Raw genomic sequence first — 25,161 nt, 5'->3', positions numbered from 1 at the left:
CGGTCGGAAGGCGGGCATCAGCGCACCAGCTGGAGGATGTCGTTGTAGAACGCCAAGCCCATCAAGCCGGCCAACAACACCAGGCCCACATACTGCCCGGCGGCCATCGCACGTTCGCTTAACGGACTGCCTTTGACCAACTCGATAAGGTAATACAACAGGTGTCCCCCGTCCAAGAGCGGGATCGGGAGCAGGTTGAGGACGGCGATGCTCAGCGACAGCAGGGCGAGGATGGTCAGGTACCACGCCACCCCCTGGCTCGCATAGGCATTGGTGGCCCGGGCGATGGTCAGCGGCCCGGCGACCGTGTTCTCCAGCGCCAGCCGGCCGGTGACGGCGCGCCGGACCATGCCGAACAGCTGGCCGGTGAGGTGCACCATCTCGCGCGCCGCGGCCGGCACCGCCGCGACCGGGCCATAGCGCTGGACCGCGTCGCGGGGCGGCAGCTCGATGCTGCCCGGCGCCTCGATGCCGAGCACCCAGCGCCGGTTGCCGGCGTCGTCGGTGATCTCGCCGGGCCGCAGCGGGAAGGCCAGGCGCTCTCCGTCGCGCATCACCTCCACCATCGCCTCGCCGCCGCGCTCGCCCAGGGCCTGCACCAGCGGGCCGATGTCGGCGAAGCTCTCCACCGCACGCCCGTCGATGGCGGTGATCCGGTCGCCCTCGGCCAGCACCCCCCAGGCGGCGCCGTCCGGGCGGACCCGGCCGATGTCGGGGGGCACCACGAAGTGGCGCGGGGTCAGGCCGATCTCGCGCAGGACCTGGCGCTGGTCGAAGTCCGGGGCCAGCCGCGACAGCCGCAGCACCACCTGGCGTTCGGCGCCGGCGGCGTCGAGCACCCGCAGCGGCACGTCGGCGCGGTCGAGCGCGGCCGGCAGCAGGGCCATCTGCAGTTCCATCCAGGTCGGGGTGGCGCGGTCGCCGACCGCCACCACCTGGTCGCCATTGCGCAGGCCCGACTCGGCCGCGATCCCGGTCGCGGGCCCCAGTGCCGGGGCGTAGTCGGGCCGGCCGACGACGAACATCGCCCACAGCAGCAGGAAGCACAGCGCCAGGTTGGCCGCGGGGCCGGCGGCGACGATCGCGATCCGCTTCCACACCGACTGGCGGTTGAAGGCCTGGCCGGCCTCGGACGCGGGGACCTCGGCCTCGCGCTCGTCGAGCATCTTCACGTAGCCGCCGAGCGGGATCGCGGCGATCCGGTACTCGGTGCCGTCGCCGCCCACGCGCCGCCAGAGGGCGCGGCCGAAGCCGATCGAGAAGCGCAGCACGCGCACGCCGCAGCGGCGCGCGACCCAGAAGTGGCCGAACTCGTGGATGGTCACGAGGATGCCGAGGCTGACCACCAGCCACCAGGCGGAGCCCAGGAACTCAGTCATGGCGGCGGTTCATCGGATGGCACCCGTGGCAATGGCCTGTTCGGCGTGGCGGCGCGCGCGCGCGTCGATCCCGCGCAGCGCCTCCAATGATGCGGCCGGTTCGACCGCGATCGCCGCGAGCGCGTCCTCCACCAGTGCGGCAATGGACAGGAAACCGATCCGGCCCTGAAGAAAGGCTGAAACCGCCACCTCGTTCGCGGCGTTGAGGGTGGCCGGGGCGGTGCCGCCGGCGCGCAGCGCCTCGCGCGCCAGGCGCAGGCAGGGGAAGGTCTCGAGGTCGGGCGGGCCGAATTCCAGCGGCCCCTGGGTGGCCAGGTCCAGCGGGCCCACGCCGGAGGCGAGGCGTTCCGGCCAGCCCAGGCCGACCGCCAGCGCCGTGCGCATGTCCGGCAGCCCCAGCTGGGCCAGCACCGAGCCGTCGATGAACTCGACCAGCGAATGGACCAGGCTCTGGGGGTGGACCAGCACGTCCAGCCGCTCCTCGGGCAGGTCGAACAGGTGCCGGGCCTCGATCAGCTCCAGTCCCTTGTTCATCAGCGTCGCCGAATCGACCGAGATCTTCGGCCCCATCGACCACTTCGGGTGCGCGACCGCCTGGGCGGGGGTGACCGCGGCCAGCTCGGCCCGGGTCCGGCCGCGGAACGGCCCGCCGGACGCGGTCAGGACCACCCGGCGCACCTGGGCGCCGGCCTCGCGCCCGTGCAGGCACTGGAAGATGGCGTTGTGCTCGCTGTCGACCGGAACGATGGTCGCGCCGCCGGCATGGGCGGCCTGCATCAGCAGTTCCCCGGCGAGCACCAGCGACTCCTTGTTGGCCAGCAGCAGGCGCTTGCCGGCGCGGGCCGCGGCGAGGGTCGATTCGAGCCCGGCGGCGCCGACGATCGCGGCCACCACGGTGTCGCAGCCGTCGCCGGCGACCAGGTCCGAAAGCGCCGCGTGGCCGGCGTGGGCGACGGTGTCGCATCCGGCCGCGCGCAGGCCATCGCGCAGCGCCGGCAGCGCCGATTCGTCGCCGATGACCGCGTGCTCGGGGCGGTGCGCGGCGCACAGCGCGACCAGCGCGGCGACGTTGCGGCCCGCGGCCAGCAGGCTGGCGCGCATCGCGCCCGGATGGCGCGCGATCACGTCGAGGGCCGAGCCGCCGATCGACCCGGTGGCGCCAAGGACGGCCACGCGCTGCATCAGCGGGTGCTCCGGTCCGCCCGGCCGGGGCCGGTGTGGGAATTCGCTGCCGTCGCGGCCATCGTCAGAACCCGAGCCAGAACTTCGCGACCGCGAAGGCGGGCAGCGCGGCGAGCACGCTGTCGATCCGGTCCAGCACGCCGCCGTGGCCGGGGATCAGCGCCCCGGAATCCTTGGCCCCGACATGGCGCTTGAGCAGGCTCTCGAACAGGTCGCCGACCACGGAGAACAGCACCGTGGCCAGTGCCGCCAGCGCCACCAGCGGCAGCTCCGCCGCCCTGGCCCCGGCCAGCGGCGCCATCGCCAGCGCCACCAGCACGCCGAGCACGATCCCGCCGGCCAGCCCCTCGAAGGTCTTGTTGGGGCTGATCCGGGACGCCATGCGCCGCGCGAACCAGCGGCCGCCGAAGCGGCGCCCGGCGAAGTAGGCGCCGGTGTCGGTGGCCCACACGATCATCAGCGCGGTCAGCAGCCAGACGTGGCCGTCCGGCACCAGTCCGGTGTCGCCTCCCGGGTCCCCGGCGTGGATCACCGCCATCGCGCACCACGCCGGCACCACCGCCAGGGTGCCGGCGGCGAGCTTGAACACGCGCGCGTGGGTGTCGTGGTCGGAGGCGAAGTCGTAGTGGCGCAGCCACAGCATCGCCAGCAGCCACCAGACCACGCCGAACATGCTCACCAGCTTGAACAGCACCAGCGAGCCGCCCGAGCCGGTCGGCGAGGCCCAGACCAGCGCCGCCATCACCAGCAGGTTGGCCAGCAGCAGCAGGGTGCGCTGGAGGGTGTCCTCGACCTCGCACAGGCGGAACCACTCCCACATCGCGGCCAGGAACACCACGGCGCCCAGCGCGACCAGCCACGGCGTGGGCAACAGCAGCACCGCGGCGATCGCCAGCGGCGCCATCAGCAGGGCGGTCAGGACGCGGGTGCGGGTCAAGGCGTGCTCCGGTTCGATGCGGGCACGCTGCCGGACACCTGCTCGCCGGTCAAGCCGAACCGGCGCTCGCGCCCGGCGAAGGCGCGCATCGCCTCCTCGAGGGTGGCCACGTCGAGGTCGGGCCACAGCGTCGGGGTGAACCAGAGCTCGGTGTACGCCAGCTGCCACAGCAGGAAGTTGCTGATCCGGTAGTCGCCGCCGGTGCGGATGAACAGGTCCGGCGGCGGCAGGTCGGCCAGGGCGACGCGGGCGCCGACGGCGGCCTCGTCGATCTGCTCCGGGCGCAGGCGGCCGGCGGCGACGTCCTCGGCCAGCGCGCGCGCCGCGGCGGCGATGTCCTGGCGTCCGCCGTAGCTGGCGGCGATGCTCAGGGCCAGGCGGGAGTTGCCGCGGGTCAGCGCCTCGGCGGCCTGCATCCGTGCGCGGATGTCGGCCGGGAACCGGGAGCGGTCGCCGATGAAGCGCACCTCGACCCCGCGCCGGTGCAGTTCCTCGACCTCGCGGTCGAGCGCGGCCAGGAACAGCTTCATCAGCGCCCCGACCTCGTCCTGCGGCCGCCCCCAGTTCTCGCTGGAGAACGCGAACAGGGTCAGCGCGCGGATGCCGCGCTCCAGGCAGAAGTCGATGCACACGTTGACCGCGCGGGCGCCGGCGCGATGGCCCACGGCGCGCGGGCGGCGGCGGCGCGAGGCCCAGCGGCCGTTGCCGTCCATGATCACGGCCACGTGCCGGGGCAGGCCGGCAGGACCCGCGGTCCCGAACCCGTGACCGGGTGACGGGGCGTCCCCGCTTGCGACGTCATTCAATGGCATGGCCCCTCCCGCGCCGTGGCCCGTGGCCGGATCCCGGAAGCCCCCCGTCCACGACGGCCACGGACCGGTCGCCCTGCGGAGTCCTGGTCCGGCCGCGGGGTCAGACCGCCATCAGTTCCTGTTCCTTGGCCTTGACCACCTCGTCGACGTCCTTGATCGCCTTGTCGGTGATCTTCTGGATCTCGTCCTCGGCGCGGCGCTCGTCGTCCTCGGAGATCTGCTTCTCCTTGAGCAGCTCCTTGACCTGCTGGATCGCGTCGCGGCGGATGTTGCGGATCGCGACCTTGGCGTCCTCGCCCTCGCCGTGCACGACCTTGGCCAGGTCGCGGCGGCGCTCCTCGGTCAGCGCCGGCAGGTTGAGCCGGATCGTGGTGCCGGCGGTGTTCGGGGTCAGGCCGAGGTCGGAGGCCAGGATCGCCTTCTCCACCGCGCCCACCAGCTGCTTCTCCCACGGGGTGATCGTGAGCGAGCGCGCGTCGCTGACGGCCACGCTGGCCACCTGGCTCAGCGGCACGTCCGAGCCGTAGTAGTTGACCTTGAGGTGGTCGACCAGGGCGGTGGACGCGCGCCCGGTGCGCACCTTCTGCAGCGCGTGGCGCAGCGCGTCGACGCTCTTGGCCATGCGCGTCTGGGCGTCCTTCTTGATCTCGTTGAGCATCGCCGGCTCCGGGTCTTCGTGCGGTTGAACTGCGGGATTATAGGCGCTGGCGCGCGCCCGATCCCGGGAGGGTGGGAGGCGGGGCGCGGCCGGACCGGCCCGGCGACCCTGCGCCGCCGCGGGTGGCGCGGCGGGGAGGGAAGGGATCAGCCGCGGCCGTGGACCAGGGTGCCGATCGGCTCGCCGCGCAGGATCCGCAGCAGCACCCCGGGCTGCGACATGTCGAAGATCCGCAGCGGCAGCTCGCTGTCGCGGCACAGGGCGAAGGCGGCGGTGTCCATCACCTGCAGGTCGCGGGCGATGACCTCGTCGTAGCTCAGGCTGTCGTAGCGGACCGCGTCGGGATGCTTCTTCGGGTCCTTGTCGTAGACGCCGTCGACCTTGGTGGCCTTGAGCAGCAGGTCGGCGCCGATCTCGATCGCGCGCAGGGCGGCGCCCGAGTCGGTGGTGAAGAAGGGGTTGCCGGTGCCGGCGGCGAAGATCGCGATCCGGCCCTTCTCCAGGTGGCGGATGGCGCGGCGGCGGATGTAGTCCTCGCACACGTCGTTGATCTTGATCGCGCTCATCACCCGGACCTTGCCGCCGAGCTTCTCCAGCGCGTCCTGCATCGCCAGCGCGTTGATCACGGTGGCCAGCATGCCCATGTGGTCCCCGGTCACGCGGTCCATGCCGCCGGCGGCAAGGCCGGCCCCGCGGAAGATGTTGCCGCCGCCCACCACCAGGGCGATCTCGGCCCCGGCCTGCTGGGCCTCGATGACCTCCCGCGCCAGGCGCCCGATCACCTTGGGATCGATGCCGTAGTCCTCGTCCCCCATCAGCGCCTCGCCGGACAGCTTCAACAGGACGCGGCGGTAGGCGAGTTGGGACATGGGAGGCTCCGTTGTGCAGGCGGGGAAATTCTAGCCGATGCGCGTGACGGGCTGGCGCCGGCCGGGGCGCCTGCCGGGCACGCCGCGCCTCGCCGCCGGGGTCCCGCGGCGACGCGCCGGCGGCCGGGACGGGCAGGGCGCCGCCGGGGCCGGACGTGCCGCGTGGGCCCGCGCGTTGCCTGCGCGCCTGCGCCGGCGGGCGGCGGCAAGAAAAAAGGGCCGCGGATCGCCCCGCGGCCCTGGATCGTCGACTGCGATGGACGATCAGGCCAGGCCGGCCTGCTTCATCACTTCCGCGGCGTAGTCCTCGACCACCTTCTCGATGCCCTCGCCGACGGCCAGGCGCTGGAAGCCGATGACCTCGGCGCCGGCGGCCTTGAGCACGGCCTCGACGGTCTTGTCGGTGTCGAGCACGTACGGCTGGCCGTACAGGCTGACCTCGTTGACGATCTTGTTGATCTTGCCGCCGATGATCTTCTCGAGGATCTCGGCCGGCTTGGCGCGGTCCTTCTCGCTCAGCTTGGCCAGCTCGATCTCCTTTTCCTTGGCGATGAACTCGGCCGGCACGTCGGACTGCTTGTTGTGCGGCGGGTTCATGGCCGCGACGTGCATCGCCAGGCCGCGGGCCAGCTCGGCGTCGCCGCCCTTGAGCTCCAGCAGCACGCCGATGCGGCCACCATGGACGTAGGCCGCGACGTGGTTGTCGCTGTCGATGCGGGCCATGCGGCGCACCTGCACGTTCTCGCCGACCTTGGCGATCACAGAGGCGCGGGCCTCCTCGACGGTCTCGCCGGACGGCAGCTTCGCGGCCTTCAGGGCCTCGATGTCGGCGGCCTCGAGCGCGGCCTGGGCCACGGCATTGGTGAAGCTGGCGAAGTTCTCGTCCTTGGCGACGAAGTCGGTCTCGGAGTTGACCTCGACCAGCACCGCCTTGCCGACGGCCTGGGCGGCGGCGACGCGGCCCTCGGCGGCCACGCGGTCGGCCTTCTTGTCGGCCTTGGCCAGGCCGGACTTGCGCAGCGTCTCGGCCGCGGCGTCGATGTCGCCGTTGTTCTCGGTGAGCGCCTTCTTGCACTCCATCATGCCGGCGCCGGTGCGCTCGCGCAGCTCCTTGACCAGGGATGCGGTGATTTCCATCTGGGGACCTCGGATTCGTGAAGATTCGGGCGGAGGGCGGGGGCCTTCCGCGTAAGTCGGGGCGGCGGCGCGGACGCCGCCGTGGCGGCCGCGCCGGGCGGGCGCGGCCACGGGGCCGGCCGGTCAGCTGGCGGCCTGGGCCTCGTCGGCGGCGGCTGCGCCTTCCTGGGCGGCGGGCTTGCGCGGGCGGCGGGCGGGCTGGGCGTCGGCCTCGACGAACTCGTCCTCGCGCACGGTGGCGGCGTTCGGCGCGGCGGCCTTGCCCTCGAGCACCGCGTCGGCGGCCGCGCGGGCGTACAGCTGCACGGCGCGGATCGCGTCGTCGTTGCCCGGGATCGGGTAGTCGACCAGGTCGGGGTCGTAGTTGGTGTCGACCACCGCCACCACCGGGATGCCGAGCTTCTTGGCTTCCTTGACCGCGATGTCCTCGTGGCCGATGTCGATCACGAACAGCGCGTCGGGCAGGCGGTTGAGGTCCTTCAGGCCGCCCAGCGAGGCTTCCAGCTTCTCGCGCTCGCGGCGCAGGCCCAGCACTTCGTGCTTGACCAGCTTGTCGAAGGTGCCGTCGGTCTCGGCCGCTTCCAGCTCCTTCAGGCGCGCCACCGACTGCTTGACGGTGCGGAAGTTGGTCAGCGTGCCGCCCAGCCAGCGCTGGGTCATGTACGGCATGCCGCAGCGCTCGGCCTCTTCCTTGACCGCCTCGCGGGCGCTGCGCTTGGTGCCCACGAACAGTACGATGCCGCGCTTCTGGGCGATGCCCGAGATGAAGTTCATCGCGTCGTTGAACAGCGGAACCGTCTTCTCGAGGTTGATGATGTGGATCTTGCCGCGGGCGCCGAAGATGTACGGGGCCATCTTCGGGTTCCAGTAGCGCGTCTGGTGGCCGAAGTGCACGCCGGCTTCCAGCATCTGGCGCATGGTGATCTGGGGCATGGATCTGACTCCTGGAGGGGGAACCGGCCGCCACGGATCGGGAAATGGGCGGTGCGGCCCGCGGCGCGGGCGCGTGGTTCCGGGGTTGGGCCTCCCCGCCGCCTCCGTGGCCAGATCCCCTCCGGGGAGGGGACACCCCGGGCACGGGTGTCTGCAGCGGGTGTGTATTCGCCTGGTTCGCGGATGCGATGCCCGGCGTGGGCAGCCGGCTACCGGGGAACCCGGGAGCACAGCCGGCGAATGATAGCCCGGACGGCGGTCCCGGGGCAAACCGGGGCCCGGGCGACGGGGACGGCGCGCCGCCCGCGCCGGCACGGCAGGCCGGGGTCGGCGATAATGCCGGCATGACCATCCAGCTCAAGACCCCAGAGCAGATCGAGAAGATGCGCGTCGCCGGCCGCCTGGCCGCCGAGGTGCTCCAGGTCGTGGCCGAGCACGTGAAGCCCGGCGTCAGCACCCTGGAACTGGACCGTATCTGCCACGACCACATCGTCAACGTGCAGAAGGCGGTGCCGGCCAACCTCGGCTACAAGGGCTACCCGCGCACCACCTGCATCTCGGCCAACAACGTGATCTGCCATGGGATCCCGAGCGAGTCGAAGGTGCTCAAGGACGGCGACATCATCAACATCGACGTCACCGTCATCAAGGACGGCTGGCACGGCGACACCAGCCGCATGTACTACGTCGGCACCCCGTCGGTGATGGCGCGGCGGCTGGTGGAGACCACGCGCGAGGCGCTGTTCCGCGGCATCCGCGTGGTGCGCCCGGGCGCGACCCTGGGCGACATCGGCCACGCGATCCAGGAGTTCGCCGAAGCGCAGCGGTTCAGCGTGGTGCGCGAGTACTGCGGCCACGGCATCGGGCAGGTCTACCACGAGGACCCGCAGGTGCTGCACTACGGCCGCCCGGGCGAGGGCCTGGTGCTGCGGCCGGGGATGACCTTCACCATCGAGCCCATGATCAACGAAGGCTCGCGCCACACCCGCCTGCTGCCCGACGGCTGGACCGTGGTAACCAAGGACCGCAAGCTCTCCGCGCAGTGGGAGCACACGGTGGCGGTGACCGAGGACGGGGTCGAGATCCTGACCCGGCTGCCCGGCGACGACAACGACCTCTGACCGTGGGAGCGAGCCCCGCCAGCGACGTGTCGCCGCTTCCGGACGGGGACTCCGCCTGGGCGGCGGCGGCGGCGGAAGGCCTGCGCATCCAGGACGCCGCCTTCGCCCAGCGTTTCGACGCCGACGGCGACATCGAGCGCCTGCTGATGGCGCGCGTGATCGCGGTCGACGCCCTGGTGCGCCAGGCCTGGGCCCGCACGATCCCGGCCGGCGCCGACCTGACCCTGTTCGCGATCGGCGGCTACGGCCGCGGCGAGCTGTACCCGCGTTCGGACATCGACCTGCTGGTGGTGGTGGGCGAGGGCGCCGGCGAGTCGGACACCGCCGCCCTGTCGCGCCTGTTCGCCCTGCTGTGGGACGCGGGGCTGCCGGTCGGCCACGCGGTGCGCACCCTGGGCGAGTGCACGCGCGCGGCGGCCGAGGACCTCACGGTGATGACCTCGCTGATCGAGGCGCGGCCGCTGGTCGCGACGCCGGAGATGGCGGCGCGGCTTGAGGACGCGATCTCGGTGGAGCGGGTGTGGCCGGCGGGCGAGTTCTTCGCCGCCAAGCGCGAGGAGCTGCGCCAGCGCCACGCGCGCTTCGGCGACACCGCCGACAACCTCGAGCCGAACATCAAGGAAGGCCCCGGTGGCCTGCGCGACATCCAGACCCTGCGCTGGATGGCGCGGCGCGTGTTCGGCACCCGCGACATCGAGTCGCTGATCCCGCTTGGCCACCTCGGCCTCGACGAATACTCCGCGCTCGAGCGCGAGTGGCGCGTCCTGGCGCGGCTGCGCTACGGCCTGCACCTGGTGGCGCGCAAGCGCGAGGAGCGCCTGCGCTTCGACTACCAGAAGGCGCTGGCGGCGCGGCTGCAGCACGTGGAGGACGCGGACAACGACCGGGTCGAGCGGATGATGCAGGAGTTCTACCGCAGCGCCGCGATCGTGCTGCGGATCGGCGAGCGCCTGCTGCAGCGGTTCGAGGAGCAGATCGAGGGCGACGCCGAAGCGGTGCCGCTCGATGCCGAGTTCGCGATGAAGCGCGGCTACCTGGTGGCCCGCGACGAGTTCTGGCCCGGCGCGGACATGGCCCGGGTGTTCCACCTGTTCGCGCTCTGGGCCGACCACCCCGAGGCCAAGGGCCTGCACTCGCGCACCGCGCGCGCGCTGGCCGAGTCGCTGCACGCGCTGCCGGCCTACGACGAAGCGTCGCAGGAGCTGCGCGACGGCTTCCTCGCACTGCTGCGCGGCCCGGTGCCGGTGCGCACGCTCGAGCGCATGGCGCGGCTGGGCGTGCTCGGGCGCTGGATCCCCGCGTTCGCGAAGGTGACGGGCCGGATGCAGTTCGACCTGTTCCACGTGTACACGGTCGACCAGCACACGCTGGCGGTGCTGCGCAACCTGGCTTCGTTCTCCACCGGGATCCCGGACGAGCGTTTCTCGACCGCGCATGAGGTCTGGCCGCGGCTGCGCAAGCCGGAGCTGCTGCTGATCGCCGGCCTCTTCCACGACATCGCCAAGGGCCGCGGCGGCGACCACTCCGAACTCGGCGCGGTCGATGCGCGGGAGTTCTGCGAGGCGCACGGCCTCGGGCCCGCCGATACCGCGCTGGTCGAGTGGCTGGTGCTCAAGCACCTGCTGATGTCGGTGACCGCCCAGAAGCAGGACATCTCCGACCCGGCGGTGATCCACCGCTTCGCGGTCGAAGTGGCCGACCGCGAGCGTCTGGACTACCTGTACCTGCTCACCTGCGCCGACATCGCCGGCACCTCGCCGAAGATGTGGAATGCGTGGAAGGACCGGCTGCTGGCCGAACTGCACGTGGCCACCCGCTACGCCCTGCGCCGCGGCCTCGAGCACCGGATCGGCGCCACCGAACGCATCGCCGAGACCCGCGACAAGGTCCGCGGCCTGCTGGCGGCCGAGGGCGTGGACGACGTCGACGCACTGTTCGCGCGCATGCCCGAGGCCAGCTTCCTGCGCGCGCGCGCCGAGCACCTGGTGTGGCAGGCGCTGGCCCTGCGCCAGGCCGGACCCGGCGCGACCGTGGTGCGAGTGCGCCGGGTGGCCGGGGCGGGCGATGCGCTTGAGGTGTTCGTGCACGCGCCCGACCGCGACGGGCTGTTCGCCGCGATCGTGATCACCCTCGACCGGCTGGGCCTGGCGATCCAGCGCGCCCGCGCGCTCGACGGCCCCGGCCAGACCATCTTCGACACCTTCCAGGTGCTGTCGGTCGACCAGCGCGAGGCGCCGGACATCGCCGCGATCGAACGCAAGCTTGCGGTGGTCCTGGCCGGTTCGCTCGACGTGCGCCCTGCGCGGCGCGCGCAGCCGCGCCACCTGCGCCACTTCCGGGTCGCGCCGCAGGTGGATTTCGACACCAGCCCGGACGGCCGGCACACGGTGATGAGCCTTGTCTGCACCGACCGGCCGGGGCTGCTCGCCGACATCGCCCAGGTGTTGCGCCAGCAGCGCATCCGCGTCCACGACGCGCGCATCGCCACCTTCGGCGCGCGCGCCGAGGACGTGTTCCTGGTCAGCGACCGGCAGGACCGGGCCCTGGACGAATCGCAGTGCGCCGCGCTTCGCGAGGCGCTCCAACATGGCATCGAAGGAGAACAGCAGGCATGACCGCAGCGGGACTGGCCGCCACCCGGCAGGCGATCGAACAGGCATGGGAGCGCCGCGCGGCGCTGTCGGCGGACGAGGTCCGGGCACTGCGCCCCGCGGTGGAGCAGGCCATGCTCGGCCTGGAGTCGGGCGCGCTGCGCGTGGCCGAGCCGAAGCCCGAGGGCGGTTGGCAGGTCAACGAGTGGCTGAAGAAGGCGGTGCTGCTCTACTTCCGCGTCAACGACATGGCCGTGGTCGACGCGCAGCCGGCGCCGTTCTGGGACAAGGTCGAGGCCCGCTTCGCCGGCTTCGACGCCGAGCGGTTCCGCGCCCTGGGCGTGCGCGTGGTGCCGGGCGCGGTCGCGCGCCGCGGCACGTACTTCGGCCGCGACGTGGTGCTGATGCCGAGCTTCGTCAACATCGGCGCCTACGTGGGCGAGGGCACCATGGTCGACACCTGGGCCACGGTCGGCTCCTGCGCCCAGATCGGCCGCCACGTGCACCTGTCCGGCGGCGCCGGCATCGGCGGCGTGCTCGAACCGCTGCAGGCCAGCCCGACCATCATCGAGGACCACTGTTTCATCGGCGCCCGCTCCGAGGTGGTCGAAGGCGTCGTGGTGGGCCACCACAGCGTGATCGGCATGGGCGTGTTCCTCGGCCAGTCCACCCGCATCTACAACCGCATGACCGGCGAGATCAGCTACGGCTACGTGCCGCCGGGCAGCGTGGTGGTGTCGGGCCAGCTGCCGGCGAAGGACGGTTCGCACTCGCTGTACTGCGCGGTGATCGTCAAGCAGGTGGACGAGAAGACCCGGAGCAAGACCTCGGTGAACGAACTGCTGCGTGGCCTGGCCGACTGAGTCCCCGACCCCGCAGGAGCGGCTTCAGCCGCGACCGGCGACCCGGCACCGGCCACGGACCGGGTCGCGGCTGAAGCCGCTCCTGCAAGGGGCGCAAACCTTCGAAATGGATCCGCGATGACGACCCTGTATGGACTGAAGAACTGCGACACCTGCAGGAAGGCGATGAAGTGGCTCGACCGTTTCGGCGTGCCCTACACCTTCGTCGACTACCGCGAGCAGAAGCCGTCGCCGGAGACGCTGGTGGGGTGGGCGGGCAAGGCCGGCGGCTTCGACGCGCTGGTCAACAAGTCGTCGACCACCTGGCGCCAGCTCCCGGACAATCGCAAGTCGCCCGGCAGCGAGGCGGAGTGGAAGCTGCTGCTGCGCGAGTACCCGCAGCTGGTGCGCCGGCCGGTGGTGGTGACCGACGACGGCGGCTTCAGCCAGGGCTTCACCGACAACGGCTTCAAGAAGCGTTTCGGCCTCTGACCGGATGCGCGGGGGAGTGGCGGACATGGGCGACGGGAGCGACGTTCTGCGGCTGGCCTGCGAGCTGATCTCGCGCCCGTCCGTGACGCCGGACGATGCCGGCTGCCAGGCGCTGGTGGCCTCGCGCCTGGCGCGCGCGGGTTTCGGCGTGGAGCACCTGCGCTTCGGCGAGGTCGACAACCTGTGGGCCACGCACGGCGGCGGCGGCCCGGTCCTGGTCCTGCTCGGCCATACCGACGTGGTCCCCCCCGGCCCGCGCGAGGCCTGGGCGAGCGACCCGTTCGAGCCGAGCGTGCGCGACGGCATTCTCTACGGCCGCGGCGCCGCCGACATGAAGGGCAGCGTGGCCGCGTTCGTGGTCGCGCTCGAACGCTTCGTGGCCGCGCATCCCGACCATCCCGGCACCGTCGCCCTGCTGCTGACCTCGGACGAGGAGGGCGACGCGATCGACGGCGTGCGCAAGGTCGCCGAGACCTTCCGCGCGCGCGGCACCCGGATCGACTGGTGCATCACCGGCGAGCCGTCCTCGACCGCGCGTCTGGGCGACCTGCTGCGGGTCGGCCGCCGCGGGAGCCTGACCGGCACGCTCACCGTGCACGGGGTGCAGGGACACGTGGCCTATCCGGACAAGGCGCGCAATCCGGTCCACGAGGCCGCGCCCGCGCTGGCCGAACTGACGGCGCGCACGTGGGACGCGGGCTACGGGAGCTTTCCGCCGACCAGCCTGCAGGTGAGCAACGTGCACGCCGGCACCGGCGCCAACAACGTCATCCCGGGCGAGCTGCAGGTGGTGTTCAACCTGCGCTACAACCCGCACTGGGACGCGCCGCGGCTGGAATCGGAGGTCGCCGCGATCCTCGATCGACACGGCCTGGACTACGCGCTGGACTGGCACCGCAGCGGCGAGCCCTTCCACACGCCCGAGGGGCCGCTGCGCCAGGCCGCGCGCCAGGTGCTGGCGGACTTCGCCGGCGCCCCGCCGGAGGAGAGCACCGGCGGCGGCACCTCGGACGCGCGCTTCATCGCGCCACTGGGGGCGCAGTGCATCGAGGTCGGCCCGGTCAACGCCAGCATCCACCAGGTGGACGAGCACGTGCGCGTGGCCGACCTGGAGGCGCTGCCCGGCCTGTACCTGGCCCTGCTGGAGCGGCTGTTGAACTGAAGCGCCTCGCCGCAAGGCGGGCGGGGGCTACTCGGTGCCCGAACGCTCCACCGGCCGCGCCAGGCGGTCGCGGCGCATCGCGCTGACCACCAGCATGAGACCGAGCACCGCGGCGACCAGGAACATCAGCATCGCCAGCGCGGGATAGCCCAGCAGGCGCGGGCCGCCCTCCAGCCGCATGATCTGGGTGGACGACAGCAGCAGCGCCGCGATCACCACCGCCGAGGCGATGCGGTTGGCGATCTTCTGCAGGTTCTCCATCAGCCGCGAGTCGTCCAGGCCCGCCAGGCGCACCTGCAGGCGGTTGGCCGCGACCAGCGACAGCGCGTCGGACAGCTTGCGCGGCGCTTCGCGCACCAGCTCCTGCAGCTCCATCGCCTCGGCGGCGAGGTTGGTCGGCGAGAGCGACTGGCGCAGGCGCTCGCGCATCAGCGACTGCAGGTGCGATTCGATCTCGCGGCGCACGTCCACGCCCGGCGCCAGCGCATCGACGACGCGTTCGAGGTTGAGCAGGGTCTTGCCCAGCAGGCTGATCTCCGGCGGCGTGCGCAGCCCGCATTCGGTGGAGCGGCGCACCAGTTCCAGCACCATCCGGCCTTCGGACGTGGGGCGGGCGGAGCCGGAATAGCGCGCCACCACCTGCGACACCTCGCGCACGCAGGCCGACTCGTCGAAGTCCTCCAGCCGCGTGCCCAGCGCCACCAGTTCGCGCTCCACGTCCTCGCCGCGGCCGTCGACCGCGGCGAACACCAGCTTGAGCAGCCGCTCGCGCTGGCGCGGCGGGATGGTCGCGACCATGCCCAGGTCGATCAGGGCGATGCGCCCGTCCGGGCACAGCAGCACGTTGCCGGGATGCGGGTCGGCGTGGATGTCGCCGTGCACGAACACCTGGTCGAGGTAGGCGCGCAGCAGCTCCACGGTCGCCGGGGCGGTGTCCTCCTCGGTGCGCCGCAGGCCGCTGATCCTGGTGACGTTGATGCCGTCGATCCATTCCATCACCAGCAGCCGGGGCGTCACGTAGTCCCACAGCGGGCGCGGCACGCGCAGCCGCGCGTAGCCGGCGAGGTGGCGTGCGAAGCGGTCCAGGTTCTCGGCCTCGATCCGGTAGTCGAGCTCGTCGAGCATCGCCTTGCGGAATTCGGCGATCCAGTCCGCCAGGCGCATGCGGCGGCCGGCGTCGGTGAGCGCGTCGGCGGTGCCGGCGAGGCCCGCCAGCACGTCCAGGTCCACGCGGCAGGCGCAGGCCACGTCCGGGCGCTGGATCTTCAGCGCCACCACCCGGCCGTCGCGCAGCACCGCGCGGTGCACCTGGGCCAGCGACGCGGCGGCCATGGGCTCCGGGTCGATCTCGGAGAACACCTTGCTGGCGCGCACGCCCAGCTCCTTCTCCAGCAGCGCCTCGATGTCGTCGACCGGCGCCGGCGTGGCGTCGTCCTGGGTGCGCTCGAGCGCGGTGATCCAGCTGGCCGGGACCAGGTCCGGCCGGGTGGACAGCGCCTGGCCGAGCTTGACGAAGGCCGGACCCATCGCCTCGAGGTCGGCGACGAAGCGCTCGGCCAGCTCGTCGGTCTCGCCGTCGATGGGGTCTTCCTCCGCCTCGCCGAGGTCGAAGCCGGTGAGGATGCCGGCGCTGCGGTAGCGCGCGAGCATCGCGATCACCTGGGAAGTCCTGGACAGTCGTTGCATGGTCTCGCTCAAGGTGGCGTCTCCGGTTGGCCCGGGACCGGCACGGCGGTCCCCGGACGAGTATTCCGGCGGGGCGGTGACGGTTGTGTCTGCAACTGTTGCGCGGCCCGGTCTCGCCGCGGTACGGTCGCGCCATGGCCATGCAGTCCGCCCGCAACGCGAATGCCGGCAACCGCAACAACGCGGGCAACAATCGCGTGCGCGACGCGGGCCGCAGCCGGGCGTAGTACCCCCTACAACGCCGACAACGCAGGCCCGCATCGCAAGGTGCGGGCCTTTTTCGTGTGCGTCCGGGCCACCGGACCTGACCAGGAGTTCGTGTTCGATGTGTTCGATCTTCGGCATGTTCGGGCTGCAGCCCGGAGACGACGTCCCCGCGCTGCGCCGGCAGGCGCTGGACCTGTCGCAGCGGCAGCGCCACCGCGGCCCCGACTGGAGCGGCGTGTACGTCGATGCGGGCGCGATCCTGGTCCACGAGCGCCTGGCCATCGTCGATCCGGCCGGTGGCTCGCAGCCGCTGCTGTCGGAGGACGGCGGGCTGGCGCTGGCGGTCAACGGCGAGATCTACAACCACAAGCTGCTGAAGGACGAGCTGCGGCAGTCGTACGCGTTCCAGACCGCGTCGGACTGCGAGGTGATCAACGCGCTGTACCGCGAGGACGAGCCGGCCTCGTTCCTCAACAGGCTCAACGGCATCTTCGCCTTCGCCCTGTGGGACAAGGCCAGGGGCAGGGCCATCATCGCCCGCGATCCGATCGGCGTGGTGCCGCTGTACTGGGGCCATGACCGCGAAGGCCGCCTGCGCGTGGCCTCGGAGATGAAGTCGCTGGTGGAGGAGTGCGCCGACGTCGCCCAGTTCCCGCCTGGCCACTGGTACGACACCGCTACCGGCGAACTCGCGAAGTACTACGAGCGGCCGTGGCGCGACTACGACGCGGTCGAGGGCGTGGAAGTCTCGCCGCAGGAACTGCGCGAGGCGTTCGAGGCGGCGGTGCACCGCCAGCTGATGACCGACGTGCCCTACGGCGTGCTGCTGTCCGGCGGCCTGGATTCGTCGCTGGTCGCGGCGGTGGCCGCGCGCTACGCCCGCCATCGCGTCGAGGATGGCGACCAGACCGAGGCCTGGTGGCCGCGCCTGCACTCGTTCGCTATCGGCCTGGAGGGTTCACCCGACCTGGCAGCGGCCAAGGTTGCCGCCGAGGCGCTGGGCACGGTGCACCACGGCTTCGAATACACCTTCGAGGAAGGCCTGGACGCGCTGCCGGAGGTGATCCGCCACATCGAGACCTACGACGTCACCACCATCCGCGCCTCCACACCGATGTTCCTGCTCGCACGCCGGATCAAGGCCATGGGCGTGAAGATGGTGCTGTCGGGCGAAGGCAGCGACGAGGTGTTCGGCGGTTACCTGTACTTCCACAAGGCACCGAACGCGCGCGAGTTCCACGAGGAGCTGGTGCGCAAGCTCGACGCGCTCAACTTCTATGACTGCCTGCGTGCCAACAAGTCGATGATGGCCTGGGGCGTGGAGCCGCGCGTTCCGTTCCTGGACCGCGAGTTCCTCGACGTGGCCATGCGCATGGACGCGAAGTACAAGATGGTGCTCAAGGGCAGCGACGGCCCGCAGCGGATGGAGAAGGGCATCCTGCGCGAGGCCTTCGACGGCTACCTGCCGCCGGAGATCCTGTGGCGGCAGAAGGAGCAGTTCAGCGACGGCGTCGGCTACGGCTGGATCGACGGCCTCAAGGCGCACGCGGAAAGCCAGGTCTCCGATCGCGAGCTGGCCGCCGCCGGCAGGCGCTTCCCGGTCAACCCGCCGCTGACCAAGGAGGCGTACTTCTACCGCACCATCTTCGAGCGCTACTTCCCCGGCCAGGCCGCGGCGGAGACGGTCCCGGGCGGCAAGTCGATCGCCTGTTCCTCGCCGGCGGCGATCGCCTGGGACGCCAGCTTCGCGAAGATGGCCGATCCCTCCGGCCGCGCCGTCGCCGGGGTCCACGCCCAGGCGCTGGCGGGCACCTGAAGCGGCGCGCGCGCAGGCGCCACGCCTTACGGCACCTGTACGGCATGCGGCGGCTGGCGCGCCGCGGGCGGCCATTTCGGCGCCCCGTGCGACAATCCGGGGCTGTTCCGGAGAAGTGCCCGCCCGATGTCGCCCAAGTCCAGCCTCCTGCTCTCCGTCCTGTGCGTCGCCAGCCTGTCGGCCTGCGCCAAGGCGCCCGACGCGCCGGTCGCCGGGGTGGCGGACGCCGCCGGTGCGCCCGCCGCCTTCGAGCAGATCCACACCGAGCCCGGCACGCCGGAGGACCGGGTGCGCCAGGCGATCGAATCGATCAATCCCGACATCCAGATCGACTCGATCGCGCCCGCGCCGCTGGAGGGCTTCCGCGAGGTGGTGGTGTCGGGCCAGGCGCTCTACGTCAGCGACGACGGCCGCTACCTGCTCCAGGGCAGCCTGTACGACGTGGAGGCCAAGCGCGAGGTGAGCCGCACGGCGGTGGCGGCGGTCCGGCGCCGGCTGCTGGCCGAGGTGCCGCGCAGCGAGAAGATCGTGTTCTCCCCGCCGCAGCCGCGCTACACCGTGACCGTGTTCACCGACGTCGAATGCGGCTACTGCCGCAAGCTCCACCAGGAGATCGAGGAGTACAACCGGCGCGGGATCGCGATCGAGTACCTGGCGTTCCCGCGGATGGGGCCGGACACGCCCGACTTCGCCCTGATGGAGTCGGTCTGGTGCGCGCCCGACCGCCGCAAGGCGCTCACCGACGCCAAGAACGACCGCCCGGTGCCTGCCCGTCGCTGCGCCAACCCGGTGGCCCGGCACTATGCGCTCGGCCAGCGCGTGGGGCTGACCGGTACGCCGATGATCGTGACCGAAGACGGCCTGCAGATGCCGGGCTACCTGCCGCCCGACGCCCTGCTGGCGGCGCTGCAGCAGGCCGAGAATGTCTCCGGGGCCGCGCCCGCGCCCGGCGGCTGAGGCGCGACCGGCGGGGCGGCGCTTGGGCGGCGCGGCGCAAAGCCCATTACAATAGGCGGCCCGCTCCCAGCCACCTCCGGACATGATCGTCCTCGAGGGCCTTCCGGCCCTGTCGCCGTTCCGCCGCGAACGGCTTGAGCTCCGCCTGCAGTCGATTTCGCCCGAAGTCCGGATCGCCGGCGCCTGGCACGTGTACTGGGTCGAGCCCGAGCCCGGGGCGTCCCCGGACCGGGCGGTGCTCGAGCGCGTGCTCGAGGCCGGTTCCGGCCACGCCCCTGCGCAGCCGGGCACGGTGACCCGGTTCGTCTCGCCGCGCCTGGGCACGATCTCGCCGTGGGCGAGCAAGGCCAGCGACATCCTGCGCGGCGCCGGCCAGCCGGTGCGGCGGGTCGAGCGCGGCACCCGGATCGACCTGGCCGGATGGCCGCAGGCGCCGGAGGCGGCGCAGGCCCTGGCCCGCCTGCTGCACGACCCGATGACCCAGTCGCTGCTGGCCTCGCACGAGGAAGCCGCTGGCCTGTTCGCGGTGCCGCGGCGCGGCGAGGTCGAGCGGATCCCGCTGGCGCGGCTGGAGGAGGCCAACGCGCGCCTGGGCCTGGCCCTGGCCGACGACGAGATCGACTACCTGCGCGAGCGCTTCGGCGCGCTGGGCCGCGAGCCCTCGGACGTCGAGCTGATGATGTTCGCGCAGGCGAACTCCGAGCACTGCCGGCACAAGATCTTCAACGCGTCGTGGACCGTGGACGGCGAGGAACAGCCGCTGTCGCTGTTCCGGATGATCCGCAACACCCACGCGCGCACGCCGCAGCACACGCTGTCGGCCTACAGCGACAACGCCGCCGTGGTCGAGGGTTACCCGGCGAGCCGCTTCCGCCCCGATCCGGCCAGCGGCGAGTACCGCAGCGAGCCGGTGTCCGAAAGCGCGTTCTGCATCAAGGTCGAGACCCACAACCACCCGACCGCGATCTCCCCGTTCTCCGGCGCCAGCACCGGCGCGGGCGGCGAGATCCGCGACGAGGGCGCGACCGGCCGCGGCGGCAAGCCCAAGGCCGGCCTGACCGGCTTCAGCGTCTCGCACCTGCGCATTCCCACGCTGCCGCAGCCCTGGGAATCGCCGCGCCCGCTCAACCCGCGCATGGCGCCTGCGCTCGAGATCATGCTCGACGGCCCGCTGGGCGGCGCCGCGTTCAACAACGAGTTCGGGCGCCCGAACCTGCTCGGCTACTTCCGCAGCTTCGAGCTCCAGCACGATGGCGAGCCGGTGCGCGCCTACGACAAGCCGATCATGCTCGCCGGCGGGCTGGGCGCGATCGACCGGCCGCTGGTGGCCAAGCTGTCGCTGCGTCCGGGCGATGCGGTGGTGGTGCTCGGCGGACCGGCGATGCTGATCGGCCTGGGCGGCGGCGCGGCGAGCTCGGTGGCCTCGGGCGAAAGTTCGGAGGACCTCGACTTCGCCTCGGTCCAGCGCGAGAACCCGGAGATGGAGCGCCGCTGCCAGGAGGTCATCGACTGCTGCGTGGCGCTGGGCGAGGCCAACCCGATCCTGTCGATCCACGACGTGGGTGCGGGCGGCCTGTCGAACGCGATCCCGGAGCTGCTGCACGACTCGAACGTCGGCGGCGTGATCGACCTCGACCGGGTGCCCAGCGACGACCCGTCGCTCTCGCCGATGCAGCTGTGGTGCAACGAATCGCAGGAACGCTACGTGCTCGGCGTGCCGCAGGACCGGCTGGCGGAGTTCGCCGCGCTGTGCGCGCGCGAGCGCTGCCCGTTCGCGGTGGTCGGCGTGGCCACCTCCGAGCAGCACCTCACCGTCGGCTACGGCACGCTGGCCGGTGCGGGGCAGGGTGCGCACGATCCGCGCGTGGCGCCGGCGCAGGTCGCGGGCCCGCATCCGATCGACCTGCCGATGGACGTGCTGTTCGGCAAGCCGCCGAAGATGCACCGCGACACCGTGCGCCCGGCGCCGGTGCGCTGGCGCATGCTCAACACCAACGTGGTCGACCTGCGCGAGGCGGGCCTGCGGGTGCTGGCGCATCCGACCGTCGCCGCCAAGCAGTTCCTGGTCACGATCGGCGACCGCGCGGTCGGCGGCCTGACCGCCCGCGACCAGCTGGTCGGGCCGTGGCAGATGCCGGTGGCCGACTGCGCGCTGACCCTGTCGGGCTACGACGGCCACGCCGGCGAGGCGATGGCGATCGGGGAGCGCACGCCGCTGGCGCTGATCGATTCGGCCGCCGCCGCGCGCATGGCGGTGGGCGAGGCGATCACCAACCTGTGCGCCGCGCCGGTGGAATCGCTGGACCGGGTCAAGCTGTCGGCGAACTGGATGGCCGCGGCCGGCCACCCCGGCGAGGACGCGAAACTGTTCGACGCGGTGCGCGCGGTGGGCATGGAGTTGTGCCCGGAGCTGGACCTGAGCATCCCGGTGGGCAAGGACTCGCTGTCGATGCAGGTGCAGTGGCAGGAGCCGTCGGCGGGCGCGCAGCACAAGTCGGTGTCGCCCGTCTCGCTGGTCGTGACCGCGTTCGCGCCGGTGCCCGACGTGCGCGCGCAGCTGACTCCGCTGCTCGAGGACGGCATCGAGAGCGAGCTGTGGCTGATCGGCCTGGGCGCGGGCAAGCAGCGCCTGGGCGGTTCGATCCTGGCGCAGTGCTACGACGCCTTCGGCGGCGCCTGTCCCGACCTCGACGATCCCGCGCGGCTGCGCGCGTTCTTCGAGCTCGTGCGCGACGCGCGCGAGGCCGGCCTGCTGCGCGCCTACCACGACCGTTCCGACGGCGGCACGTTCGCCACGCTGTGCGAGATGGCGTTCTGCTCGCACCGCGGCCTCGACATCGACCTCGACGGCTGGGGCGAGGACCGCGCCGAGGACGCGCTGCGCACGCTGTTCTCCGAGGAGCTGGGCGCGGTGGTGCAGATCGCCGCCGAGGACCGCGCGGACTTCGCCGACCTGGTCGCGCGCCACGGACTGGTCGAGTGCGCGCAGCGCATCGCCCGGCCCACGGGTTCGGGCCGCATCCGGGTGATGCACGCAGAGCAGCTGCTCGCCGAATGGCGCTGGGAGGAGCTGTTCGACGCGTGGTGGTCGGTGACCCACGCGATGCAGCGCCTGCGCGACAACCCCGAATGCGCCGACGAGGAGCGCGACGCCGCGCGCGCGTTCGACGCACCGCCGCTGGCGCCGGTGCTCGCGTTCGACCCGGCCGACGACGTCGCCGCGCCGTACATCGCCACCGGCGCCAGGCCGAAGGTCGCGATCCTGCGCGAGCAGGGCGTCAACAGCCAGGTGGAGATGGCGTTCGGATTCGACCGCGCCGGCTTCGCCGCGGTGGACGTGCACATGAGCGACCTGATCGCGGGGCGCGCGCGGCTGGACGGCTTCGCCGGCCTGGTGGCGTGCGGCGGCTTCAGCTATGGCGACGTGCTCGGCGCGGGGCGTGGCTGGGCCACCTCGATCCTGGAACACGCCGATCTTCGGGACCAGTTCGCCGCGTTCTTCGGGCGCAGCGGCACGTTCACGCTCGGCGTCTGCAACGGCTGCCAGATGCTGTCGCAGCTGCGCGACATCATCCCCGGCGCGGGCCACTGGCCGCGCTTCCTGCGCAACCGCAGCGAGCAGTTCGAAGGCCGCCTGGGCATGCTCGAGGTGCCCGCGTCGCCGTCGCTGCTGCTCGCCGGCATGGCCGGGTCGCGGATCCCGGTGGTGGTCGCGCACGGCGAGGGCCGCGCGGCCTTCGATGACGACGGCGACCGCGGCCGGGTGCAGGTCGCGTTGCGCTACGTGCGCGGCGACGGGTCGGAGGCGACGCGCTATCCGGCCAACCCCAACGGCTCGACCGACGCGATCGCCGGCGTCACCAGCGCCGACGGCCGGGTCACGATCCTGATGCCGCATCCCGAGCGCACCCTGCGCAGCGTCAACTTCAGCTGGGCACCGGCCGGATGGCCGGACGAATCGCCCTGGATGCGCATGTTCCGCAACGCCCGCGCCTTCGTGGGCTGACCGGGGCCGGCGGCGCCCCTACGCCTCACCCCACGCATTGCAAAGATCCTGCGTCCCGGCGCGACTGTCGCCGGGATTCGTGCGCGCGCGCGGCAGCCGCACGGGCTCCACCGTGCGCCGGATCAACCGCTTTCAGTCCTGACCTGCGAACTCCATCGCGGTTGCGCCTGCAACCCGCTGATAACAGGGTCAAATGTTGCTCTCATTGGTCAGAAAGTGCCCCGTTCTTGCCAAGGTACTTGACGTAATTTGTCAATCGCGGCGAGTATCCGTCACAGTCGAAAGTGTTCAGAGGAGCGTCAGGAAGCGCTACCGGTTCCGCCAGGGAATGGCCGCCCCTTCGACGGGCGTTCCCGGCGTTTTCCAAGGCGCCCACTTCTCCCCCCTGCACAACCAGACAGTTCCGGGCGGCCGCAGCGCGGTCGCGCGGTCGCCGTTGCCGTCGGATTCCGCACTTCACGTCAAGAGGGAGCTTTTCGATGAACCGCATCTACACCCGGATCTGGAACCAGTCGACCGGCCAGGTGGCCGTGGCCTCCGAGCACGTCCGTGCCAGGGGCAAGGGCAAGGGGGCGCGCCTGCTGCAGGCGGTCGTGATGGCCACCGCGCTGACCGTGTCGGCAGGGGCGCTGGCCCAGGGTCCGGGTGCGGGGAAAGGCGGACCGCAGTCGGGCCCGCCGCCGCATGCGCACGGACCCGGCAACGGCAACGACAAGCCGGATCCGAAGGGTCCGCCGCCGCATGCGCACGAGCCCGGCAACGGCAAGCCCGATCCGCAGGGGCCGAAGGGGCCGGCGGAGGCAGTGAATCCGTGCGGCACCGCGTCGGCCACGGGCACCGCCGCGCTGGCCTGCGGCGACGGTGCCGTCGCCAGTGGCGCCGGTTCCACCGCGATCGGCAATGCCGCGAGCGCCACCCACACCAGTTCCACCGCGGTGGGCAACAACGCCCGGGCGCTGCAGGGCAACGCGACTGCCGCCGGCTCCAACGCGCTGGCGTCGGGCACCGCTTCGACCGCGCTCGGCAGCTCCACCCAGGCGCTCGGCCTGCGCAGCACCGCGGTCGGGCAGGGCGCGCAGGCGCATTCGGAAGGCGCGGTGGCGATGGGCTTCAACGCCTACGTCGCCCCCGCCGCGACCGGCAGCGTGGCGCTGGGTTACGGCGCGCGCGCCACCGAGGCCGGCGTGTTCTCGGTCGGCAACGGCGGCGGCGCCGGCACCATCGGCCCGGCCACGCGCCGGATCGTCAACGTCAGCGACGGCATCGCGGCCAGCGACGCGGCCACGGTCGGCCAGGTCAACGCCGTGGCCGATTCCGTGGGTGAACTCGCCGGTACCGTGGAAGGGCTGGCCGGCGACGTGCAGGACCTCGCCGGTACGGTGGACGAGGTCGCGGAGGTCGCCGAGCACACCGACCGCTACTTCAAGGCCAACGGCGCCGACGACGGCAGCGACGACGCCAGCGTCGATGGCGAGGGCGCGATCGCCGCGGGCGCCGGTGCGGTCGCGGAGGGCGACGGCACCGCCGCGTTCGGCGCCGGTGCGCAGGCCGTCGCGCCGTATGCCACCGCGCTGGGCAGCGAGGCCAACGCGTCTGGCGTCCAGGCCACGGCCACGGGTTTCCGCTCGAGCGCCGAAGGCAATGGCTCCGCCGCGTACGGCGGCTACAGCCTTGCCAGCGGCTTCGGCACGAGCGCGCTCGGCTACGGCGCCGAGGCCCTGTTGGAGGGCGCGACGGCAGTGGGCTTCGGTGCGTTCGCCGGCGGTTACGACTCGGTGGCCGTGGGCGAGTACGCCATCGCCAGCGGCGAGAACGCGGTGGCGGTGGGCGGTGCGTTCTTCGGCCTGCTGCCGACCGAAGCGGCAGGCGACTACTCGACCGCAGTGGGCGGTGCGGCGTACGCGGGCGGCTACAACAGCACCGCGCTGGGCAACTTCAGCGCCGCGGTGGGCGAGGACAGTCTCGCGCTGGGGTCGGATGCGACCGCGGTGGCCGATGGCAGCGTGGCCCTGGGTCAGGGCTCCTACGCCGACCGCGCCAACACGGTGTCGGTAGGCGACGCGGGCGCCGAACGCCAGATCACCAACGTGGCCGCGGGCACCGAGGCGACGGACGCGGTGAACCTGGCGCAGCTGGAAGACGCCACGGCGAGCAACCGCTACTTCCAGGCGACCGGCGACGACGAGGATCCGGGCGACGACATCGGTGCGTACGCCGAAGGCGCGTATGCGACCGCGTCGGGCGAGGCGGCGAACGCGTTCGGCCAGGGCGCGTCGGCCTACGGCAGCGGCGCGTACGCCGACGGCCAGTACGCGACCGCGTCGGGCTTCAACGCGACGGCGACGGCCGACAGCGCGACGGCGGTGGGCGGGAG

At 72.3% G+C, this 25,161-nt stretch carries 17 protein-coding genes and 1 pseudogene; 9 read left to right on the top strand and 9 right to left on the bottom strand.

Features of this window, described 5'->3' with window-relative positions:
- Positions 1 to 17: 17 nt before the first annotated feature.
- The 8 genes from rseP to rpsB all read right to left on the bottom strand — a co-directional run bounded on the left by rseP (position 18) and on the right by rpsB (position 7,907).
- A complete protein-coding gene (rseP, locus tag LUTJ29_RS0103010; RefSeq protein ID WP_027071251.1) occupies positions 18 to 1,379 on the bottom strand; it encodes an RIP metalloprotease RseP in 1,362 nt (453 codons plus the stop codon).
- Positions 1,380 to 1,388: 9 nt separating this feature from the next.
- Complete coding sequence (locus tag LUTJ29_RS0103005) at positions 1,389 to 2,561, bottom strand: 1-deoxy-D-xylulose-5-phosphate reductoisomerase (RefSeq protein ID WP_043740297.1); 1,173 nt, start codon at positions 2,559 to 2,561, stop codon at positions 1,389 to 1,391.
- 64 nt (positions 2,562 to 2,625) lie between these two features.
- Entirely contained in the window at positions 2,626 to 3,498 is an 873-nt protein-coding gene (locus tag LUTJ29_RS0103000; protein ID WP_027071249.1) for a phosphatidate cytidylyltransferase, read from the bottom strand.
- Positions 3,495 to 4,235 carry a polyprenyl diphosphate synthase gene (gene uppS, locus LUTJ29_RS15920; RefSeq protein ID WP_043740401.1) on the bottom strand — a complete coding sequence of 247 codons (741 nt, stop codon included), beginning with the start codon at positions 4,233 to 4,235 and terminating at the stop codon, positions 3,495 to 3,497. Before uppS ends, LUTJ29_RS0103000 begins: the two co-directional genes overlap by 4 nt.
- A 175-nt stretch (positions 4,236 to 4,410) precedes the next feature.
- Entirely contained in the window at positions 4,411 to 4,968 is a 558-nt protein-coding gene (gene frr, locus LUTJ29_RS0102990) for a ribosome recycling factor (RefSeq protein WP_027071248.1), read from the bottom strand.
- A 146-nt stretch (positions 4,969 to 5,114) separates the two neighbouring features.
- Positions 5,115 to 5,837, bottom strand: a complete 723-nt coding sequence (gene pyrH / locus LUTJ29_RS0102985; protein WP_027071247.1) for a UMP kinase — start codon at positions 5,835 to 5,837, stop codon at positions 5,115 to 5,117.
- Positions 5,838 to 6,101: 264 nt separating this feature from the next.
- The gene (tsf, locus tag LUTJ29_RS0102980) at positions 6,102 to 6,974 is read right to left on the bottom strand and encodes a translation elongation factor Ts (protein WP_027071246.1); all 873 of its coding nucleotides are present in this window, start codon (positions 6,972 to 6,974) and stop codon (positions 6,102 to 6,104) included.
- A gap of 123 nt (positions 6,975 to 7,097) precedes the next feature.
- A complete protein-coding gene (gene rpsB, locus LUTJ29_RS0102975) occupies positions 7,098 to 7,907 on the bottom strand; it encodes a 30S ribosomal protein S2 (protein ID WP_027071245.1) in 810 nt (269 codons plus the stop codon).
- A gap of 344 nt (positions 7,908 to 8,251) precedes the next feature.
- Between rpsB and map the strand changes: the two genes are divergently transcribed.
- From map to dapE, 5 genes and pseudogenes are all read left to right on the top strand, one after another.
- Entirely contained in the window at positions 8,252 to 9,028 is a 777-nt protein-coding gene (gene map, locus LUTJ29_RS0102970) for a type I methionyl aminopeptidase (RefSeq protein WP_027071244.1), read from the top strand.
- A 2-nt stretch (positions 9,029 to 9,030) separates the two neighbouring features.
- Positions 9,031 to 11,643, top strand: a complete 2,613-nt coding sequence (gene glnD / locus LUTJ29_RS0102965) for a [protein-PII] uridylyltransferase (protein WP_051322647.1) — start codon at positions 9,031 to 9,033, stop codon at positions 11,641 to 11,643.
- Positions 11,644 to 11,675: 32 nt separating this feature from the next.
- A pseudogene (dapD, locus tag LUTJ29_RS0102960) lies at positions 11,676 to 12,482 on the top strand (2,3,4,5-tetrahydropyridine-2,6-dicarboxylate N-succinyltransferase); the annotation flags it as partial.
- A gap of 117 nt (positions 12,483 to 12,599) precedes the next feature.
- Positions 12,600 to 12,953, top strand: coding sequence for an arsenate reductase (locus LUTJ29_RS0102955; RefSeq protein ID WP_027071241.1), 354 nt, complete (start codon positions 12,600 to 12,602; stop codon positions 12,951 to 12,953).
- Between the two features lie 25 nt (positions 12,954 to 12,978).
- Positions 12,979 to 14,115 carry a succinyl-diaminopimelate desuccinylase gene (gene dapE, locus LUTJ29_RS0102950; protein ID WP_043740294.1) on the top strand — a complete coding sequence of 379 codons (1,137 nt, stop codon included), beginning with the start codon at positions 12,979 to 12,981 and terminating at the stop codon, positions 14,113 to 14,115.
- Positions 14,116 to 14,142: 27 nt separating this feature from the next.
- On the opposite strand, the gene LUTJ29_RS0102945 is transcribed toward dapE, so the two are convergent.
- A complete protein-coding gene (locus LUTJ29_RS0102945) occupies positions 14,143 to 15,801 on the bottom strand; it encodes an AarF/UbiB family protein (RefSeq protein WP_051322645.1) in 1,659 nt (552 codons plus the stop codon).
- Positions 15,802 to 16,126: 325 nt separating this feature from the next.
- Between LUTJ29_RS0102945 and asnB the strand changes: the two genes are divergently transcribed.
- The 4 genes from asnB to LUTJ29_RS15915 form a co-directional block, all read left to right on the top strand.
- The gene (asnB, locus tag LUTJ29_RS0102935; protein ID WP_027071238.1) at positions 16,127 to 17,824 is read left to right on the top strand and encodes an asparagine synthase B; all 1,698 of its coding nucleotides are present in this window, start codon (positions 16,127 to 16,129) and stop codon (positions 17,822 to 17,824) included.
- Positions 17,825 to 17,950: 126 nt separating this feature from the next.
- Positions 17,951 to 18,781 carry a thioredoxin fold domain-containing protein gene (locus tag LUTJ29_RS0102930; protein ID WP_051322644.1) on the top strand — a complete coding sequence of 277 codons (831 nt, stop codon included), beginning with the start codon at positions 17,951 to 17,953 and terminating at the stop codon, positions 18,779 to 18,781.
- Between the two features lie 82 nt (positions 18,782 to 18,863).
- Complete coding sequence (gene purL, locus LUTJ29_RS0102925; RefSeq protein WP_027071236.1) at positions 18,864 to 22,787, top strand: phosphoribosylformylglycinamidine synthase; 3,924 nt, start codon at positions 18,864 to 18,866, stop codon at positions 22,785 to 22,787.
- 479 nt (positions 22,788 to 23,266) lie between these two features.
- A partial coding sequence (locus LUTJ29_RS15915; RefSeq protein WP_255327194.1) for an ESPR-type extended signal peptide-containing protein occupies positions 23,267 to 25,161 on the top strand: 1,895 nt, incomplete at its 3' end.

The organism is Luteimonas sp. J29, from assembly GCF_000472505.1.
In the GTDB taxonomy this organism is placed as follows: Bacteria; Pseudomonadota; Gammaproteobacteria; order Xanthomonadales; family Xanthomonadaceae; genus Luteimonas.
Note: the sequence above shows the minus strand (reverse complement) of the source record. Positions and strands in the feature narration are given on the sequence as shown.

What these genes read in the sequence shown, in the direction of transcription:
- map (WP_027071244.1), top strand. Translation starts at nt 8,252, where the DNA reads ATGACCATCCAGCTCAAGACCCCAGAGCAGATCGAGAAGATGCGCGTC.
- tsf (WP_027071246.1), bottom strand. Translation starts at nt 6,974, where the DNA reads ATGGAAATCACCGCATCCCTGGTCAAGGAGCTGCGCGAGCGCACCGGC.
- dapE (WP_043740294.1), top strand. Translation starts at nt 12,979, where the DNA reads ATGGGCGACGGGAGCGACGTTCTGCGGCTGGCCTGCGAGCTGATCTCG.
- LUTJ29_RS0103005 (WP_043740297.1), bottom strand. Translation starts at nt 2,561, where the DNA reads ATGCAGCGCGTGGCCGTCCTTGGCGCCACCGGGTCGATCGGCGGCTCG.
- pyrH (WP_027071247.1), bottom strand. Translation starts at nt 5,837, where the DNA reads ATGTCCCAACTCGCCTACCGCCGCGTCCTGTTGAAGCTGTCCGGCGAG.
- asnB (WP_027071238.1), top strand. Translation starts at nt 16,127, where the DNA reads ATGTGTTCGATCTTCGGCATGTTCGGGCTGCAGCCCGGAGACGACGTC.
- frr (WP_027071248.1), bottom strand. Translation starts at nt 4,968, where the DNA reads ATGCTCAACGAGATCAAGAAGGACGCCCAGACGCGCATGGCCAAGAGC.
- LUTJ29_RS0102930 (WP_051322644.1), top strand. Translation starts at nt 17,951, where the DNA reads ATGTCGCCCAAGTCCAGCCTCCTGCTCTCCGTCCTGTGCGTCGCCAGC.
- LUTJ29_RS0102955 (WP_027071241.1), top strand. Translation starts at nt 12,600, where the DNA reads ATGACGACCCTGTATGGACTGAAGAACTGCGACACCTGCAGGAAGGCG.
- purL (WP_027071236.1), top strand. Translation starts at nt 18,864, where the DNA reads ATGATCGTCCTCGAGGGCCTTCCGGCCCTGTCGCCGTTCCGCCGCGAA.
- LUTJ29_RS0102945 (WP_051322645.1), bottom strand. Translation starts at nt 15,801, where the DNA reads ATGCAACGACTGTCCAGGACTTCCCAGGTGATCGCGATGCTCGCGCGC.
- rseP (WP_027071251.1), bottom strand. Translation starts at nt 1,379, where the DNA reads ATGACTGAGTTCCTGGGCTCCGCCTGGTGGCTGGTGGTCAGCCTCGGC.
- rpsB (WP_027071245.1), bottom strand. Translation starts at nt 7,907, where the DNA reads ATGCCCCAGATCACCATGCGCCAGATGCTGGAAGCCGGCGTGCACTTC.